We start from the raw sequence: 17,256 nt of genomic DNA, 5'->3' as shown, positions 1-17,256 counted from the left end.
CGCCCCACCCCTTTACTCATTATTACGTTACATAATAACACAATAGTAATCGAAAAAGTTAAAATACTCGTTTATTTTTATTCAATACTAAAATAGTATTACATAATATTTATTAAAACATTTTGCCTAGTCAAACTTATTTATTGACTAAACTTCTTACATACTATAGATTTAACTTGTATCAAAAATAAATACAAGTTATTAGATAAGAGGTAAATATATGACATTTCATGATACAACTGCTACTCAAGTAACAGGTATAACACTAAACGTACAACATTTAGAACAAATGACGCAATTTTACACAAATTTATTAGGCTTGAAAATAATAGATGAACAAACAAATACTATTGTCTTAGCTATAGGTAACGGCGGTCATACTTTAACGCTACAACAAATTGACAACCCACGTAGACCATCTATAACTGAAGCTGGTTTATTCCATATCGCATTATTATTGCCTACTAAAGCAGACTTGGCTGATTTTTTACATTATGCTTCTTCACAAGGTGTGCAAATTGGAGGAGGAGACCATCTTGTGAGCGAAGCACTGTACTTCAACGACATTGAAGGTAATGGTATTGAAGTATATTACGACCGTAGCCCTGAAACATGGCAATGGCAAGATGCATTTGTAAAGATGGATACGCTACAAGTAGACGTAGAAGACTTATTAGCTCAACGTACAGTAGATGGTTGGACTGGTATGCCAGACGAAGCCCAAATAGGACATTTACATTTAAAAACGGTGACGCTTGAAGACGCTCGTCAATTTTATATTAATGAGTTGGGACTACAACATATTTCAAAATTTCCGCAAGCCTTATTTATGTCTACGAACAATTATCATCATCATATTGCTGCAAACACATGGCAATCTATCAAAAAGAGAATCGATAGTGATCAAAGTCTAGGACTTGCGCACATTGATATTTATAAACCTCACGCTACGAATAAGCATTTAACGAGTTCTGAAGGTATTGCTGTTTCTCTTCATAGTAATACTTCGGTAGTGCCAAACTCATAATTAATAAAAAGTGTTAGCAATCTCATGTCGTATACGTGGTTAATTGTTAGCACTTTTATTTATGTTGTTACTTATTTACTACACATTCCGAATCTCCATGACGCAATATTTCCATTGCACTATTTAAACTTCGTTCTACTAAATTTTCAACGGACTCATTAGTATAAAATGCGATATGCGGAGACAGCAGTATATCATCTCGTTGTATTAGTGATGTTAATAAGTCGTCTTCAATTTTTATAGAGCTAAAGTCTTTCCTAAAATAAGTCGCTTCATTTTCGTACGTGTCAATAACAGCCCCACTTAATTTGTTAGTATCTAATGCATGAATTAAAGCTGCTGTATCAACAAGTATCCCACGTGCACAATTAATAAAAATTGCGCCATCTTTAAAATGACTAAACAACTTTTGATTAAACATCTTTATAGTATCTTTAGTGGCTGGTGTATGCAAAGTTACGACATCTGCATCTTTAACCGCTTCTTGTATCGTATCTTTATATGTAATAAAGTTTTCGGCCTGTGGATTAATTTGTATATCATAACCGATAACGTTACATCCCATATGATGAAATAATTCAGCAGTAATATAGCCAATTCTACCAGTACCAATTACTGCAACAGTTAGTCCTTTAATTGGACGCGCCATAATCGTTGGCTGCCATCTAAAATCCTGTTTAGCAACGTGTTGTTGAACTGTTGGTATCTTTCTAACAAAATATAAAGCCCCTGTTACAGCATACTCTGCTATAGAATTCGGAGAATAACTTGGTACGTTAGTAATTTTAATATTATTTGCTGTTGCTGCCTCTAAATCATACATATCAAACCCTGCGCTTCTTTGCGCTATTTGTTTAATGCCCATATCGTTTAAATTTTTAAGCAAACGATTATCAAATGGACCATTATGACTTAAGCATAAACCATCATATCCAGAAACCTCATTAATATTTTTACGGGTAAGTGAATCAGGGACATAGTCTACCTCTATATTATTTTCGTCTGCCCACTTTTCTACGAATGGTGCTTCATCATTACCGACATCAAATAATTTTAACTTCATCGTTATTACCCCTTTTTGACATTGTTAGTAATGTTATACCCTGTATGTTGCATTAAAAAAACTGACCTATTTCTAGGTCAGTTTTAATTAGTTATACCATTCAACAATATCTTCTTGTGGTTGACGTACTTTGGCTTTAGGTTCTGTTTCTCTGTATCCAAAGGCTACCATTGTGGCAGGCTCGAAGTGTTCCGTATCAAGAATACCTTCGTCAGCTAGTAATTTTGTTACACCATCGTAGTCAAATCCTTCCATAGGACATGAGTCGATACCTAAAAATGCCGCAGTCGTCATCATGTTACCTAAAGCAATATATGATTGCTTACTTGCCCAATCGACTAATGTACGTTCATTATCATTAATGTGTGCACTTGTTTGGAAATTATCATATTTTTCTTCTACTGCAGGAATGGTTGCAGGATCATATTGTTTAATATCATGAATCATATGTTGCACATAATCTGATTTAAAAGTCACATTTTTACGCGCTAATATTAAGACGAAATGACTTGCTGTGTCTAGTTGTCCTTGTGCACCCCAACTGATTTCTTTTAATTTATTGCGTAATTCGCGATTTTGAATCACTATAAATTTCCAAGGTTCCAAACCTAATGAACTTGGAGATAAACGTCCTGTTTCTAATATAGTATTAAAATCATCATCACTTACTGTTTTAGTTGCATCAAAACGTTTTGTAGCATGCCTAAATTGGAATGCATCTAAAATAGTCTCTTTAATATTTGACATTACTTTGTTGCCATCCTTTCATGAATAAATTTCACTATCGTTAGTATAATAGACAAATTACGTATGCTTAAAATAATATGTTTATACGCAATGGTTTCAACATATTATTATTTACTTATTTTTGAGGACTTGCGCTTCAATAACAGTTAACACACCTTGTTCATCATTTGAAGGTGCAACATAATTTGAGATATCAAATAATGATTGATCTTCACTGTTTTGCATAACGTAACTATATTCGGCAAGTGCCAGCATATCGTAATCGTTATTGGCATCTCCAAAAGCCATCAATTGTGAAGCAGATAAGTGCCATTTAGCTAGCAACCTTTTTAAAGCATTACCCTTTGTCATATTTGGAATAATAACATCGACACTATCACGTCCACTAGAAACAAGGTCGATGTCATTTTCAAATTTTTCTTGTAACTCTGTGTCTAATTTTGGATGTGTTTGTCTATTGATGTTAAAAGCAACTTTAACGTATTCATCTTGAGGTAACGTGGCAAATGAATCTATTTCTTGTAGTTGCCTATAATAGAAATGTGCATCTTTTTTAAATTTATCATTTGTACTTTTTAACATGTATGCACTTTTCAAACCACAAACAATAATTTCTGACATACCTCGTTCGAAATGTATATAATCAATTAAATTTTTATAAACGTCAAAATCAAAAGCTTTGTAATCATATAATTCATTTCCGTTATAAATTACTGCCCCGTTTTCCGCAATAAAAAACATATCACGTTCTCCAAATATCGATAATAATTTGGCATATTGATTGCCACTTGCAGCGATAAATTTTGTACCCTGTTGTTGTAATTGCTGGAATATGCGATTAAATCGTGTTTCATCATAGTGCTTATTGCTATCTAAAAATGTTCCGTCCATATCAACTGCGATTGCTTTTATCATATTTACCCCTCAAAGTTTTATTTTGTATTTATGTTCATTATATATATTTCAAATATGGTTTCAAAGTCACAATTACATGAAATAAAAAAAGTCTAGCTTAAGTCATTACTATCATAGTAATATACTTAACCTAGACATATGCGTTATTCGCTTAATTGTTGGACAAAAGTAGCATAGTCCTGCTGGTTTGCTTCTAGTAACTCTGCCTCAATATTCAAAGTACTATATAGTTTATGCGTAGCGACATATTGAGCACCTACGAAGCGTGCTGTTGCTTTTAAAGGTGTTAGCAACGTATCGATTGTATATTGTACATTTCCCTCTGTAGTATACGCCGACTCCGGTGATCCTATAGAAACTGCAGCTGCAAACTTTTTATCTTTCAACGCATTACCTGTTGATCCATATGCCCAACCATAAGTGAATACCTCATCAAAGTATTGTTTTAATAACGGCGGATAACTATACCAATATAATGGAAATTGGAAAACAACATTATCATGAGCTGCTAAACGTTGTTGCTCTTTCTCTACATCTATTTTCCCATCTGGGTAAGTAGCATAAAGCTCATGAATTGTGACCAATTCTCCACTATTTGCAAGTTTTTCTTTCCACGCTTTGTTTACTGTTGAATTATCAATATCTGGGTGCGTTATGATGACTAAGGTTGACATTAATTTCTTCCTCTCTATGTTAGTTAATTAATACCAACCTATATTACATAACTACACAATTTTTGCATAATTTTTTGCCTGAACATTTTAACTTAAGCTTTTGCTTCTGTATGTTTAACTTTAGCAATATATGTTGCAGGTTTATTTTTCTCATAGATTGTAAGTCCAGTAATATCTTTATTATATTTTGGAGCCAAGAAGCTAGCGAAGTATGAAACACCAAATGCGATAGCAAATGATAATATTGAAACGATAAATGGTGAGTTATCTCCACCAAATTTATTCATTGTATATGCGACTATCGCACCTAAAACTAAACCAATGATAATACCAAAGCTGTTTGCACGTTTTGTAAAGATACCTACGGCGAACACACCCGCTAACGGCACACCAAATAATCCAGTAATTAATAAGAATAAATCCCATAAATCGTTTGAATTTGACGCGATGAGATAAAGTGACATTACATAACCAAAGATCCCTGCAATGATAATGACCCATCTGGCAAATTTAACTTCTTCTTTTTCGCTTCTTTTACTAAAGAATCTATGTTTAATATCAACAGATATACAAGCTGAAATTGAATTCAAGCTTGATGAAATTGTAGATTGTGCAGCAGCAAATATTGCTGCAATAACAATTCCACCTACAAATGGAGGCATTTCAGTTAACACAAAGTACGGTACGATTGAAGATGTATTAAAACCTTTTGGCAGACTATCCGCATGACGATAAAATGAGTACAACATTGTCCCCATACCATAGAAAATTGGTGCAGAGATGATTACTAAAACCCCGTTTGTCCATAAAGATTTAATTGTTTCTTTAAATGAAGGTGATGCTTGATAACGTTGCACAACATCTTGACTCGCCGTATATTGATGTAAATTGTTGAAAATATTCCCAATAAAAATAACAGGTATTGCTGCTGCGGCGCTGTTAATTTTCCAGTTATCGACACTAATGACTTTCTTATGCTCAATCGCATCGTGAGCCATTGTATGGAAACCACCTGGGATGTAAATTATACCTAGAATAATAATTAAAATTGCGCCACCTAATAAAATAACACCTTGGATAAAGTCACTCCATACGACCCCTTCGAAACCACCTAGGAATGTGTAAACAATACATAGTAAACCTACTAAAGTGACTACAAGATATGGGTTCATATCAGATACTGAAGTAATAGCTAACGTCGGTAAATAAATGACGATAGCTATTCGACCTAAATGGAAAAGTACAAATAGTAATGATCCAATTACACGAATACTTGGTCCAAAACGTGCTTCTAAATATTCATAAGCTGAAGTGATTTTTAGCTTTTTAAAGAATGGTATATAAAAATAAATTAATAACGGAATAATAGCAATAATAGCTATATTACCTGCGATATAAGACCAATCTGTTAAAAACGCTTTTTCTGGTGTAGACATATAAGTAATGGCACTTAACGTTGTTGCGTAAATAGAAAATCCTACAGCCCAAGATGGTAATCTACCACTTGCAGTGAAGAAGCTTTCGGTATTTTTACCTGCACGTTTAGTAAAGTACGCACCTACTATTAACATGACAATTAGATAGATAAATAACGCGATCCAGTTCCATGCGCCAAATCCCACTTGTTGCATAATAGCTCATCCCCTTTGCTACAATCTATAAATTATATTGTTTAATTAATGTTTCTAATCTTTGTCTATTGTTTTCATTAAATGGTTTAAATGGACGTTTTGGCAAACCACTTTCTAACCCTCTAGAAGCAAGAATTTCTTTTAATGAACCATGCAGACCCATTTCTAATACAGGCGCAATAATGTCGTTAGTTTCGTGTTGCAATTCATAAGCTTTGTCAATATTTCCTTGTTGAGCATTTTCAAAAATTTCGCGTGCGCGTTTACCGTTGACGTTATAAGTAGAACCAATAGCACCATCAACGCCTGAAATAGCTGCTTGAACTAGCATTTCATCAAAACCAGAAAAGATTAATTTATCAGGGAATTTTTTACGAATTCTTTCAAGTAAGAAGAAATCAGGAGCAGTATATTTAACACCAATAACGCTGTCGTTCGAGAATAATTCTCCAAATTGATCCATTGAAATATCTACACCTGTTAATCCAGGAATCGCATAAATAATTAAGTCATTTTGAGTTTCTTTAATAAGTTCAAAATAGTAATCTTTAATTTCTTCGAATGAGAAAGGATAATAGAACGGTGTCACTGCGGAAATTGCGTCGTAGCCTAATTCGGTAGCATATTTACCTAACTCGATTGCTTCATTTAAGTCTAAAGAACCAACTTGTGCGATTAATTGTGCTTTATCTCCAACCACATCTTTAACGACTTTGAAGATTTGTTTTTTTTGAGCTGTACTAATTAAAAAATTCTCTCCTGAACTACCGTTAACGTACAAGCCGTCTAAACCTTCATTATCTATAGCATTTAACGCAAATTCTTTCAAAGCTTTTTCTTTAACTTGACCTTGTTCATCATAAGGAACTAATAATGCTGCATATAAACCTTTCATTTCTTCACGCATAATATAAAAACCTCCGCTTTCATAATGTCGAAACGTAACTATTCAATAAATAGCTCGTTAAAATTTTTACTTTACAGGTTGAATTGTAAACGCTAACATTTAACTTATCAATAGATTTTTGAAAATATTAATCAATTAAGTGTTAAGTTAATGAAAATATTTTTCATAATTACGCAAAAAACCTTTGAGGAGGAGCGAAATGAGCAATTATAAAGTAGCAATTGATATTGGTGGCACAAATATCAAGTCGGCAGTTATCAATGCCACTGATTTATCATTTATTGAAAATAACAGTGTGCCAACACCTAACAATGTCACAGATTTAATCATCGACGAAGTTTATCGTATTGTTAAATATTATAAAGAAAAATATCGTATCAGTAATTTAGATTTAGGTATCTCAAGTGCAGGCGTAATTGATGACGAAGTAGGAAGCGTGATATATAGTGGGCCTACCATACCTAATTATAAAGGTACAAACTTTAAAGATTACTTAGCCCCTTTATATTCTAATATAGCCGTTCTTAATGATGTTAATGCAGCTTTACTTGGAGAGTTAACTTACCATAATTATCCACAAGATAATATTTTTTGCTTAACTATCGGTACTGGTATCGGTGGTGCATTTTATAATCGCACTTTAGGGATTCATACAGGTGCTAGACATCGTGCTAATCAAATTGGTTATTTACTTTACGACAGCCATAGCGAAACGACTTTCGAAACTCGGGCTTCTACTTCTGGCCTCAAACAACTAATGGAAACTAAACATTATCTATATGATTCAAATGTAAAACAACTCTTTAAAGATGCCAAGCAAGGCGATACATTAGCTAACGACATATTAAACGAATGGAGCACTTATTTAGCTGAAGGTATTGCGCAAATACAAATTATTTATGATCCCGATGTTATTCTTATTGGGGGCGCTATATCAGCACAAGGCGAAAATCTATTAAACTTTATCGTTCCAAAAATAGAATGTTATTTACCATATCATTATGGTCACGCACAAATCCAAACTGCTTTGTCACTAAATAACGCAGCGCTTATCGGGGCAATCGCTAACTTACTTTAAAAATGACAGACACTTTCATTTTTAAAATAATCGTAAAATATAAAAGTGCATGGTATGGACATGTAAAACCGGCAATTACTATTGAAATATATAGTAATTGTCGGTTTCATTATTGTTTGATTATAGTTAGCGCGTTGCACTACAACTTTTCTTATATTAAATGTTATTAATACAAAGTTAAGTGCTCTTTTGACTTTAATTATGCTTCGAATTGACATTCGAGTGACACTCAAAATAGCCTTAATTTCTAAAGTATTTTAATGTGAAATCATATATGAATGCGACTTATTTTAGCAAGACGCTTGGAGTAACAGGATACGCTGAAGACTTTAGACTGCAGCTGTTTTTTAAGTAAGCGAGCCAACAATACAAACTATTGAATAAAAAGAAGCACGCAGATGAATTGAATTAAATCATCTGCGTGCTATTTTAATGGGGGTTATGACTAAGCTTTTTTCCACAGTCACTATTATAAAACTATGCTCCCTATTACATACTTTTATAGTTTTTACTTTATAAATATATGACTTACACTTCATTATCTTCTTTTAGCTTATTAAAAATAACATCATCGACATAAATATCTACGTTTTGATGTTGATGCAATATAGAGGCAGGTAAATCAGTTGAAACATCACCTTGTAATAAACGTTTAACAGCGTCTACCTTTTTATCACCAAAGGCTAATAATATAATATGTTTGGCCCCCATTATAGATGACAAGCCCATTGATACAGCTTGGACTGGCACATCATCAATATTATTAAAGTTTACACTATTAGCATGAATTGTAGAAGGTGTTAAATTGACTACTCTTGTACGACTATTAAAAGAAGTACCTGGTTCATTGAAACCTATATGACCATTTTCTCCTATACCTAATAGTTGTAAATCTATTGGTCCACATTGTTCAATTTGTTGTTCATAATTATATGCTTCCACTTCTAAATCCGGACCTACACCACTTGGTATATGAATATTATTGTCGTTCCAACTATCGTTATATTTAAACAAACGTTCTTGCATATATTCATGATAGCTTTGCTTATCTTCTGAACTTAAACCTACATATTCATCTAAATTAAATGTGACAACATCACTCAAATCTAAATTATTAGCATTAATTAATTCAACCAAATATTGATATAGTTCAGTCATTGTTCCTCCCGTAGCTAAACCTAATACCGTATTTGGTTTTGAAATAATTAATTTTACAATTTCTGTAGCGACATGTTCACTTGCTAATTGTTTATCTTTTAAATTAATAACTTTCATATTTATACCACCCATTTTATATAGCTTCATGTCTGATACATTATCTATACTATACTTCTTAAGATTAATTATTGATCATTTTGCTCTAGTAATTCTTCGACTTCATTTTTGATAACTGTTACATGCGGGCCATAAATAACTTGTACACCATTCCCCTTTTGCACTACGCCTCTTGCATCAGTAGATTCAAGTTTTTCTTTATCAACGACATCATTACTTTTTAAGGTAACTCTCAAGCGTGTCGCACAACAATCAACAATTTCGATATTTTCTTTGCCGCCTAATCCTTCAACAATCGTTCTTGCTCGATCTGTAGCATCCACTTGTTGGACTGCGGCTTTATCTTCTCTACCTGGTGTTTTCAAATTCAACTTCATAATCAATACTCTAAAAATAACGTAATAGAGTATAAACCAAACTATGCCTATAGGTATGATTAATAAATAGTTTGTTTTACTATTACCTTGTAAAACGCCAAATAATAGAAAATCGATAAAACCTCCACTGAATGTTTGACCAATCGTAATATTAAAAATGTCAGCCATCATAAACGCTAAACCATCTAAAAATGCATGAACAATATATAATACTGGTGCAACAAATAAGAAACTGAATTCTAATGGTTCCGTAATACCAGTTAAAAATGAAGTAAGCGCACCTGATAACATAAGTCCACCTACCACTTTTTTATGTTCTGGCTTAGCGGTATGGTAAATCGCCAATGCGGCACCACATAAGCCAAACATCATCGTAATAAAACGACCTGACATATAACGGGAAACACCTGAATAAAATTTAGTCACGTGACTATCACCAAGTTGTGCAAAGAAAATATTTTGTGTGCCCTGTACAAGTTGACCTTTAACTTCCATACTGCCTCCAAGCGCAGTTTGCCAAAACGGTAGATAAAAAATATGATGCAAACCAAATGGTCCTAACAAACGTAAAACAAATCCAAAGAAAAATGTACCAATTATGCCCGTTTTATTAACTAAGCCACCTACATTAAAAATCCAATGTTGAACAGTTGGCCAAATAAAGAACATCACTACGCCTAATACAATAGAAAGGAAGGCAGTAACAATAGGCACGAATCTTGAGCCACCAAAGAAACCAAGATAGGGTGGCAACTCTATTTTGTGAAATTTATTATGCAGATTCGCAGTCATTACGCCAGTAATAATACCACCAAAGACCCCTGTCTCGACGGATTGAATACCTAGGACCATACTTTGGCCATGCTCTGGCAAACTACTTTTAGCTAGCGTGTCAGTTATGTTCAACAAACCATTCATCGATGCATTCATGATTAGAAAACCTAACATCGCTGCCAAACCAGCAGTTCCCTTGTCACTTCTCGCTAAGCCAATAGCAACACCAACTGCAAATATGACGGCTAAATTTTGAAAGACAATATTTCCGGCCGACGACATTAACGTCAATATATTTTGTAATAGTCCAATATCTAACATCGGATAGGCTTTTATCGTATTAGGATTACTCAATGCCCCTCCAATACCTAATAGCAAACCTGCCGCAGGTAAAATTGCGATTGGCAACATAAATGATTTTCCGAATTGTTGTGCTTTTTCAAAAATGTTTTTCACTCTGGCACCCCCTGATTACCTATAATATAGCTTTTATAAAAATTATTATCAATATATTTTTATAATATGAAAAACATTTTCAATCATTGTAGACATTCTCTATTAAAGTGCCTCGCATTATTAATTTTTATCATTTAAAATGACATCTGTCGTTTTGTTATAAACTTTATGCAGATGAGCATCATCTAACAATAAGTAACTAACGATATCGATTAAAAATAACGTCGCTATTTGTGTATTAACGAAACGATTGTCATTCGTTCTAGATTGATCAGTGGTAATCAATACTAAATCTGCACATTCAGTTAGTCCACTGCCTTGGTAGTTAGTAATTGCAACTACAAAAGCCCCCCTTTCATGTGCAATATTTGCAGCAGTAATCAGTTCGTCCGTTTCACCACTATTTGAAATGGCGACGAAAGTATCGGAAGCCGTTAATAACGAAGCAAATATTTTCATTTGATGTGAATCTGTAGAAACATTTCCTTTTAATCCCATACGCATCATTCTGTAATAAAATTCTGTTGCTGAAAGTCCTGAACTACCTATGCCTGCAAATATAATTTGTCTACTGCGCATAATTTGATTTACAAAACTCTTAATACTACTATCTGAAATAAACTCACCTGTTTGTTGAATTGTGTTTTGATGATAATTATGAATCTTTTGAATTAATGGGCTGTTTTCAATTTCATTATTCGTCATCTCTTGTAATAAATTAAATTTCATATCTTGAAAGTTTTCATATTTTAACTTATTAGAAAACCTTGTAACAGTAGCAGGTGAGGCATCTACAGCATGTGCCAATGAATTTATAGTTGAAAATGTATCGTCAAACTCACTACTTTTTATATATGCAACAATTTGTTTATCTGTTTTTGTAAATAGATGCTTATAGCGCTGTACCCTATTATCAAATTTCATTGTTATATCCCCCTTTTATTTATATATATTGTAATATAAAAGAAAAATTTTTTCATTATAAGACAAACTATTGATTAATATTTTCTTAATGTTATATTGTACTTATTGCAAAAAGCACAACACTATTTTTATAAATTCTATGTAATGGAGCGTGTATATATTATGTTACCTCAGGGACTTATAGTTTCATGCCAAGCTTTACCTGACGAACCTTTACATTCGTCGTTCATCATGTCAAAAATGGCATTAGCTGCTTACGAAGGTGGAGCGGTAGGTATTAGAGCAAATACGAAAGAAGATATTAGCGCAATTAAGTCTACGGTTGACTTACCAGTTATTGGTATTGTTAAACGAGACTATGATCGTTCAAAAGTGTTTATCACAGCGACGTCTAAAGAAGTGGATGAATTAATTGAAAGCCAATGTGAAGTGATAGCACTTGAAGCTACTGATCAAGAACGTCCTAAAGAAACATTAGCTGAATTAGTAGACTATATTAGAACAAAAGCACCAAACGTAGAAATTATGGCAGATATTTCTACAATCGAAGAAGCAAAGCATGCCGAAGAATTAGGCTTTGACTATATAGGTACTACACTAAGAGGTTATACTTCATATACACAGAGTCATAAACTTTATGACAATGATTTTGAATTTTTAAAATCAGTGCTCGAGACGGTAAATACGAAAGTGATTGCTGAAGGTAATGTTATAACGCCTGAAATGTTTGCGAGAGTTACAGAATTAGGTGTTTATTGCACAGTTGTAGGCGGAGCAATTACAAGACCTAAAGAAATAACAAAACGTTTTGTAGACGAACTAAAATGATAAAACATAAAAAGACTAGGACAATAAAGTGATGCGTATCCCATTACTTTGTCCTAGCCTTTTTAACTTGCTTGTGCAATAAATATTTTTCTGTCATCCCATTCACCCGTTTGTTTATTATAGTGATCGCAAGTGATGAGTGTTAATTGATTTTTTTGTCCCTGATGTTCATCGAGTACATGCACATCAGTAGGTTTTACATCGTATATTTGTACTATTTTATATTTTCTTGTCTGGTTGCCTACTTTAAAATATACTTTGCTATTCTTCTTGGCGGCTGGTAAATTTGTGAATTGGTAATGTTCTCTATCGGTAAAAGTATGCCCGGCAATGGCAATATTTTGATCTTCGAGAGATTCGTTGTCTTCTGCAAAACTCACACCTCGATTTAGTTGTGCTGGTGTCGCTGGTCCTGGATATACTGGCGTTTTAATTTTAGCGTCCGGTACTGAAAGCACGCCTACCGCCTGTGATTTATCTTTTGGTATAGTTACCTTTGACCGATGCGCATGTCTTTTTTCGTACTGAGTAATTTGTTGCTGATCATGACGCTGTTGTAGATAATTTTCTACATGAGGCTTTATGAAAATAGCAAGTGCAGCTAAAATAAGTAAAACCCCAATGACGGTCATGGCTCGATTTGTCCATCGTTTCATGCATAACTTCCTTTATCGATTTAGTTATTATTAAATATAGCACGATATAGAAATATTTTTAAGCTAAATTTCATTTATTTACGTGTACAGTGTTCTTACACTGATTTGCAATTATAGTAAATTTCTTGTACAAAGAAATCAATAAATAAAAATAAAGGAATGATTATTGTATGATTCGTTTTGCTACGAAAGAAGATCTACCTGCAATACTAGAAATTTATAATGACGCCATATTAAATACCACAGCAGTATATACATACGAGGCACAAACACTTGAGAACAGAGTACAATGGTTCGATATTAAATCAACTCATAATGAGCCTATCTTTGTTTTTGAGTTAGATAATAAAGCAGTCGGGTTTGCTACTTATGGTTCATTTAGAGATTGGCCAGCGTATCAATATACAATTGAACATTCAATTTATGTTGATAAAGACTATCGTGGAAATGGTATTGCACGAAAATTATTAACTGAATTATTAACTGATGTTAAAGCAAAAGGCTATAAGACGATTGTTGCTGGAATAGATGCCACAAATGATAAAAGTATCCATCTCCATAAAAAATTCAACTTCACTTATTCAGGTACAATAACAAATGTAGGTTATAAATTTGATCACTGGCTAGACTTAGCTTTCTATCAATTAGATTTAACTGAATAATGCAATCATTATATTGTAGTCAGTACATCATGTGGTTAGCACATATCGACATTGATTGTACTGAGCTTTTTTATGTTCTCATTTCTAACCATTTTACTAATTCATTGAGGTTATTTACCGTAATCGTAGGCGCTGCACCATTTTCATCAAATATTGCATTGTTTCTATTAACCCATGCCGTATCAAAGCCAAAGTTCGCTGCACCATTTACGTCCCACGTATTAGATGAAACAAATAAAATATCACTTCTTTTAACTTGATAATATTTTAATACGAGCGCATAACTTGCTGGACTCGGCTTGTATTGTTTAACTTCATCAACGCTCATAATCGCATCGATATGTTCTGATATAGCTGAATTATCTACTAAAGTTCTTAACATATTATCATTGCCATTAGATAATATTGCCAATTCTACGTTTTTATTTTTTAATTCATCAAAAGACTTAGGTATTTCTTTAAAATAATCTAAATGTAAATAACCATCGAATAATTCATTAATATCTTCTCTATTATGTTTAACTTCATAAACATCTAATGCATAGCGCAACGCGTTTTTCGTTATTTCATCATAACGCGTATAGCGTTGCATTACTTGTCTTAAAGCGGCGTGGTACAACTGTGTTTTTCTCCAAAGATCAGCTATTTCTTGAGCATTTTCAGCATCATACTTTTCAAGATAATCACTAATTGAATTTACATCAAACATCGTGCCATATACATCAAAAACGATTACTTTATACATATCACTGGCCCCCTCTTAAAAACACACGTATTTCCTATTTATTTAGCCAATATTTAAAATTTGAAACAATACATTTTTCACAATACAAAACTGTTACTATCTATATGGCTATTGCTTGCGCGTCATTAATACAATACTTGAACGTTTACATTATATAACTATCCGCCAAATTTCATTAATGCTACATGGCAATTTATTACTAAAATTTAGGATTACTACAAAATATACAAAACCGACCCCTTATTTTATTACTTTTACACATTATCTAAATAATAATAAGTTATTAACCTCCATAATTGTTAAAGTAACAGTTAAAATAAATAAAATAACTAATTACATGAGGTTTTATTATGACGAGTACACTTTCAATTCTTAATAATGTTACTACGCCACTTAAGCGTTGCATTAATGAGGTCATCATTTTAATACCCCTTGCAGAAACAAGTTTAGTCAATTTAAATGGTACCATTCGTAATATTCAAAATGGACTTATAATTAATAATTGTGATCTTTATCAATACCTCAACATAAATGAACTTGTTGAGTTAAGGATCCCTTTAACGTTATTCATAGAACGTGAACCATCACTTTCAAATTGTTATTTCGACTTTGATTTACTTAATAATCCAAAGTCATTACATAGTATTATTACCCGCCATTTATCCATTCATAATAGTAATACTACAATTTCAACGCGTGATATTGCCAATATTATTTCCTTGTTGCTCAAAGAGGCTAAATGTACTTTGACCCATCAATATTTACCGCAATTTAAAGCAAATCATAAATTATTGAATGATATATTAACTTATATTAATAAGCATTTGAACGATGCCATACATACTAAAACCGTCGCACAACATTTTTTTGTTTCACAATCTTATATTTCGATTTTGTTCTCAAATGTTATGCACTTGCATTTTAAAAATTATGTGATGAGCTTAAAAATAGCATTATCGTTAACTGATTTATTGTCAACTAACCAAAGTATACAAAGTGTCGCGAGAAGTTATAGCTTTACGAATTTAAGTACTTTCACCAAACATTTCAAAGCGTACTTGAACGTACCTCCCAAAGTATATATTCATCAATTCAAAAGTCAAATGTCTATTTGCCAAAGTACTTTAAGAATCAACTCAATAACTGAGGATTATCATAAGTTAACCACAAATAATCAACAAAAAACGACAACACCATTAGTTTATACATTAAATTTAAACTCGACAAAGCAAACGATATCATTACCAATACCAAAGACATTTATCACTATAAAAGATGTTGCTACATTAAGTAAGTTGATGCATATTCAAGATGATTATTTTAATTTGTCGCACTTCTCTAAACCACATATATGTATAGAACAATTGAAGACAAGCGATCTCACGCCTTTCAATGTCAAATTATTATTAGCAATACTGCCTAAACTAAAAATCAAAAATTGTTGCTTAGTCTTACCTATATATTCTATAGAATTTTACCAATTACTCGAACGACAGTTGCTAAAAGTCATAGATAGTAACTGCGCTTACTTTCCTTACTATAAATTTATTAAGTTAGTTATATACGATAAATGTATGACAACCACACAACACGATTCTATAAAACGACTTATACGTAATAGATACCCTGATATTAGTTTGGGCGTTTCACTAGATAATTATATTAATCATTCTCAAAGTACCTTTGCATCCACTATTAAATATGTGCGCGATTTAAATATGGACTTCTATATGATTAATCAAAATTTCACTACATTAATTTACAAATTAACGCATACTACACAAAGTATGCATGGTTGCGAAGCTTTACTTTCTTTTATTAAAGAACTTAAAGAATACGCTAAGTCACTTATATTTACACGTATTTCTACGGACGATATTAATAGCTATTTTAACTCTTATACTAAAATAAATGCTGTAAAAATACTTCATTTTCTTATAGAATTATCACAATATATAGGGGGATTCGGCTTTCCTTTATTGTTAGAATACAACGATGATATTGTAGTATTAAATGCATCCACTCACAGTCTGTCACTCGTTCACATATACGGCATGCTTTTGCCATTTATGGGACAACAAATTCAATTCCATGAATTAGGTTTATTAATGAGTAAAGACAATACATTTCAAATATTACTTTATGATGATAAGCCGGTGCACTACTCATTGCAATATCTTATAACAATTCAACATAAGTTTACACAACGTTTTCACGTGTTCAATCGTGTATTAAAAACATCTTCTCATCTATTTTCAAATGCAATTTCTAACAATGCATCGATAGATACGTTAGACTTAGATAAAATGCCACTAGTTAATTTTAATAAAGTCAATGCTCCAAATGACTACATAAATGTTTATGAACCGTATTCACCACTAGATGTGCTATTAGATCAAGGTTCAATACATTATTTAAAGTTTTATACATGATCACAATGAACCTTTATCAAAAGTTAAAAAAGATGAGCTTGAGACATTATATCGTCTTCAGGCTCATCTTTTATATGGTCAGTAG

General features: G+C 32.6%; 15 protein-coding genes and 2 pseudogenes. 5 read left to right on the top strand and 12 right to left on the bottom strand.

Annotation, left to right across the window (positions count from 1 at the left end):
* Positions 1-220 precede the first annotated feature (220 nt).
* Positions 221-1,027 (top strand): VOC family protein, encoded by an 807-nt coding sequence (locus RPL90_RS11370; RefSeq protein WP_313549675.1) that lies wholly within the window; start codon positions 221-223, stop codon positions 1,025-1,027.
* 67 nt (positions 1,028-1,094) lie between these two features.
* On the opposite strand, the gene RPL90_RS11365 is transcribed toward RPL90_RS11370, so the two are convergent.
* The 6 genes from RPL90_RS11365 to RPL90_RS11340 all read right to left on the bottom strand — a co-directional run bounded on the left by RPL90_RS11365 (position 1,095) and on the right by RPL90_RS11340 (position 6,964).
* On the bottom strand, positions 1,095-2,090 hold the full coding sequence (locus tag RPL90_RS11365) for a D-2-hydroxyacid dehydrogenase (RefSeq protein WP_313549672.1): 996 nt from the start codon (positions 2,088-2,090) through the stop codon (positions 1,095-1,097).
* 87 nt (positions 2,091-2,177) lie between these two features.
* On the bottom strand, positions 2,178-2,837 hold the full coding sequence (locus RPL90_RS11360; protein ID WP_313549669.1) for an NAD(P)H-dependent oxidoreductase: 660 nt from the start codon (positions 2,835-2,837) through the stop codon (positions 2,178-2,180).
* Positions 2,838-2,948: 111 nt separating this feature from the next.
* Positions 2,949-3,752, bottom strand: coding sequence for a Cof-type HAD-IIB family hydrolase (locus tag RPL90_RS11355; protein WP_313549666.1), 804 nt, complete (start codon positions 3,750-3,752; stop codon positions 2,949-2,951).
* Between the two features lie 143 nt (positions 3,753-3,895).
* Entirely contained in the window at positions 3,896-4,426 is a 531-nt protein-coding gene (locus tag RPL90_RS11350) for an NAD(P)H-dependent oxidoreductase (protein WP_313549663.1), read from the bottom strand.
* Between the two features lie 92 nt (positions 4,427-4,518).
* Positions 4,519-6,057 (bottom strand): sodium:solute symporter family protein, encoded by a 1,539-nt coding sequence (locus RPL90_RS11345; protein WP_313549661.1) that lies wholly within the window; start codon positions 6,055-6,057, stop codon positions 4,519-4,521.
* 25 nt (positions 6,058-6,082) lie between these two features.
* Positions 6,083-6,964 (bottom strand): N-acetylneuraminate lyase, encoded by an 882-nt coding sequence (locus RPL90_RS11340; RefSeq protein WP_313549658.1) that lies wholly within the window; start codon positions 6,962-6,964, stop codon positions 6,083-6,085.
* Positions 6,965-7,163: 199 nt separating this feature from the next.
* On the opposite strand from RPL90_RS11340, the gene RPL90_RS11335 reads away from it, so the two are divergent.
* Positions 7,164-8,042: an ROK family protein gene (locus RPL90_RS11335; RefSeq protein ID WP_313549655.1), complete on the top strand. Its 879-nt coding sequence runs from the start codon at positions 7,164-7,166 to the stop codon at positions 8,040-8,042.
* A gap of 528 nt (positions 8,043-8,570) precedes the next feature.
* Here the strand turns inward: RPL90_RS11335 and nagB are convergent.
* From nagB to RPL90_RS11320, 3 genes are all read right to left on the bottom strand, one after another.
* Positions 8,571-9,317, bottom strand: a complete 747-nt coding sequence (nagB, locus tag RPL90_RS11330) for a glucosamine-6-phosphate deaminase (protein ID WP_313549652.1) — start codon at positions 9,315-9,317, stop codon at positions 8,571-8,573.
* A 68-nt stretch (positions 9,318-9,385) separates the two neighbouring features.
* Positions 9,386-10,924: a glucose-specific PTS transporter subunit IIBC gene (gene ptsG / locus RPL90_RS11325; protein ID WP_313549649.1), complete on the bottom strand. Its 1,539-nt coding sequence runs from the start codon at positions 10,922-10,924 to the stop codon at positions 9,386-9,388.
* Positions 10,925-11,044: 120 nt separating this feature from the next.
* Positions 11,045-11,848, bottom strand: coding sequence for a MurR/RpiR family transcriptional regulator (locus tag RPL90_RS11320; protein ID WP_313549646.1), 804 nt, complete (start codon positions 11,846-11,848; stop codon positions 11,045-11,047).
* A gap of 144 nt (positions 11,849-11,992) precedes the next feature.
* On the opposite strand from RPL90_RS11320, the gene RPL90_RS11315 reads away from it, so the two are divergent.
* The gene (locus tag RPL90_RS11315; RefSeq protein WP_313549643.1) at positions 11,993-12,676 is read left to right on the top strand and encodes an N-acetylmannosamine-6-phosphate 2-epimerase; all 684 of its coding nucleotides are present in this window, start codon (positions 11,993-11,995) and stop codon (positions 12,674-12,676) included.
* A gap of 62 nt (positions 12,677-12,738) precedes the next feature.
* On the opposite strand, the pseudogene srtA reads toward RPL90_RS11315, so the two are convergent.
* Positions 12,739-13,173, bottom strand: a pseudogene (gene srtA, locus RPL90_RS11310) (class A sortase SrtA); the annotation flags it as partial.
* A 56-nt stretch (positions 13,174-13,229) separates the two neighbouring features.
* A pseudogene (locus RPL90_RS12980) lies at positions 13,230-13,332 on the bottom strand (class A sortase SrtA); the annotation flags it as partial.
* Positions 13,333-13,502: 170 nt separating this feature from the next.
* Between RPL90_RS12980 and RPL90_RS11305 the strand changes: the two are divergent.
* On the top strand, positions 13,503-13,994 hold the full coding sequence (locus tag RPL90_RS11305; protein ID WP_313549637.1) for a GNAT family N-acetyltransferase: 492 nt from the start codon (positions 13,503-13,505) through the stop codon (positions 13,992-13,994).
* 70 nt (positions 13,995-14,064) lie between these two features.
* On the opposite strand, the gene RPL90_RS11300 is transcribed toward RPL90_RS11305, so the two are convergent.
* Entirely contained in the window at positions 14,065-14,739 is a 675-nt protein-coding gene (locus RPL90_RS11300) for a haloacid dehalogenase type II (RefSeq protein ID WP_313549635.1), read from the bottom strand.
* A 350-nt stretch (positions 14,740-15,089) separates the two neighbouring features.
* Between RPL90_RS11300 and RPL90_RS11295 the strand changes: the two genes are divergently transcribed.
* Positions 15,090-17,171 (top strand): helix-turn-helix transcriptional regulator, encoded by a 2,082-nt coding sequence (locus RPL90_RS11295; protein WP_313549633.1) that lies wholly within the window; start codon positions 15,090-15,092, stop codon positions 17,169-17,171.
* Positions 17,172-17,256: the final 85 nt, after the last annotated feature.

Origin of the sequence: Staphylococcus kloosii, from assembly GCF_032139365.1 — a bacterium.
GTDB classification, from domain to species: domain Bacteria; phylum Bacillota; class Bacilli; order Staphylococcales; family Staphylococcaceae; genus Staphylococcus; species Staphylococcus kloosii_A.
Note: the sequence above shows the minus strand (reverse complement) of the source record. Positions and strands in the feature narration are given on the sequence as shown.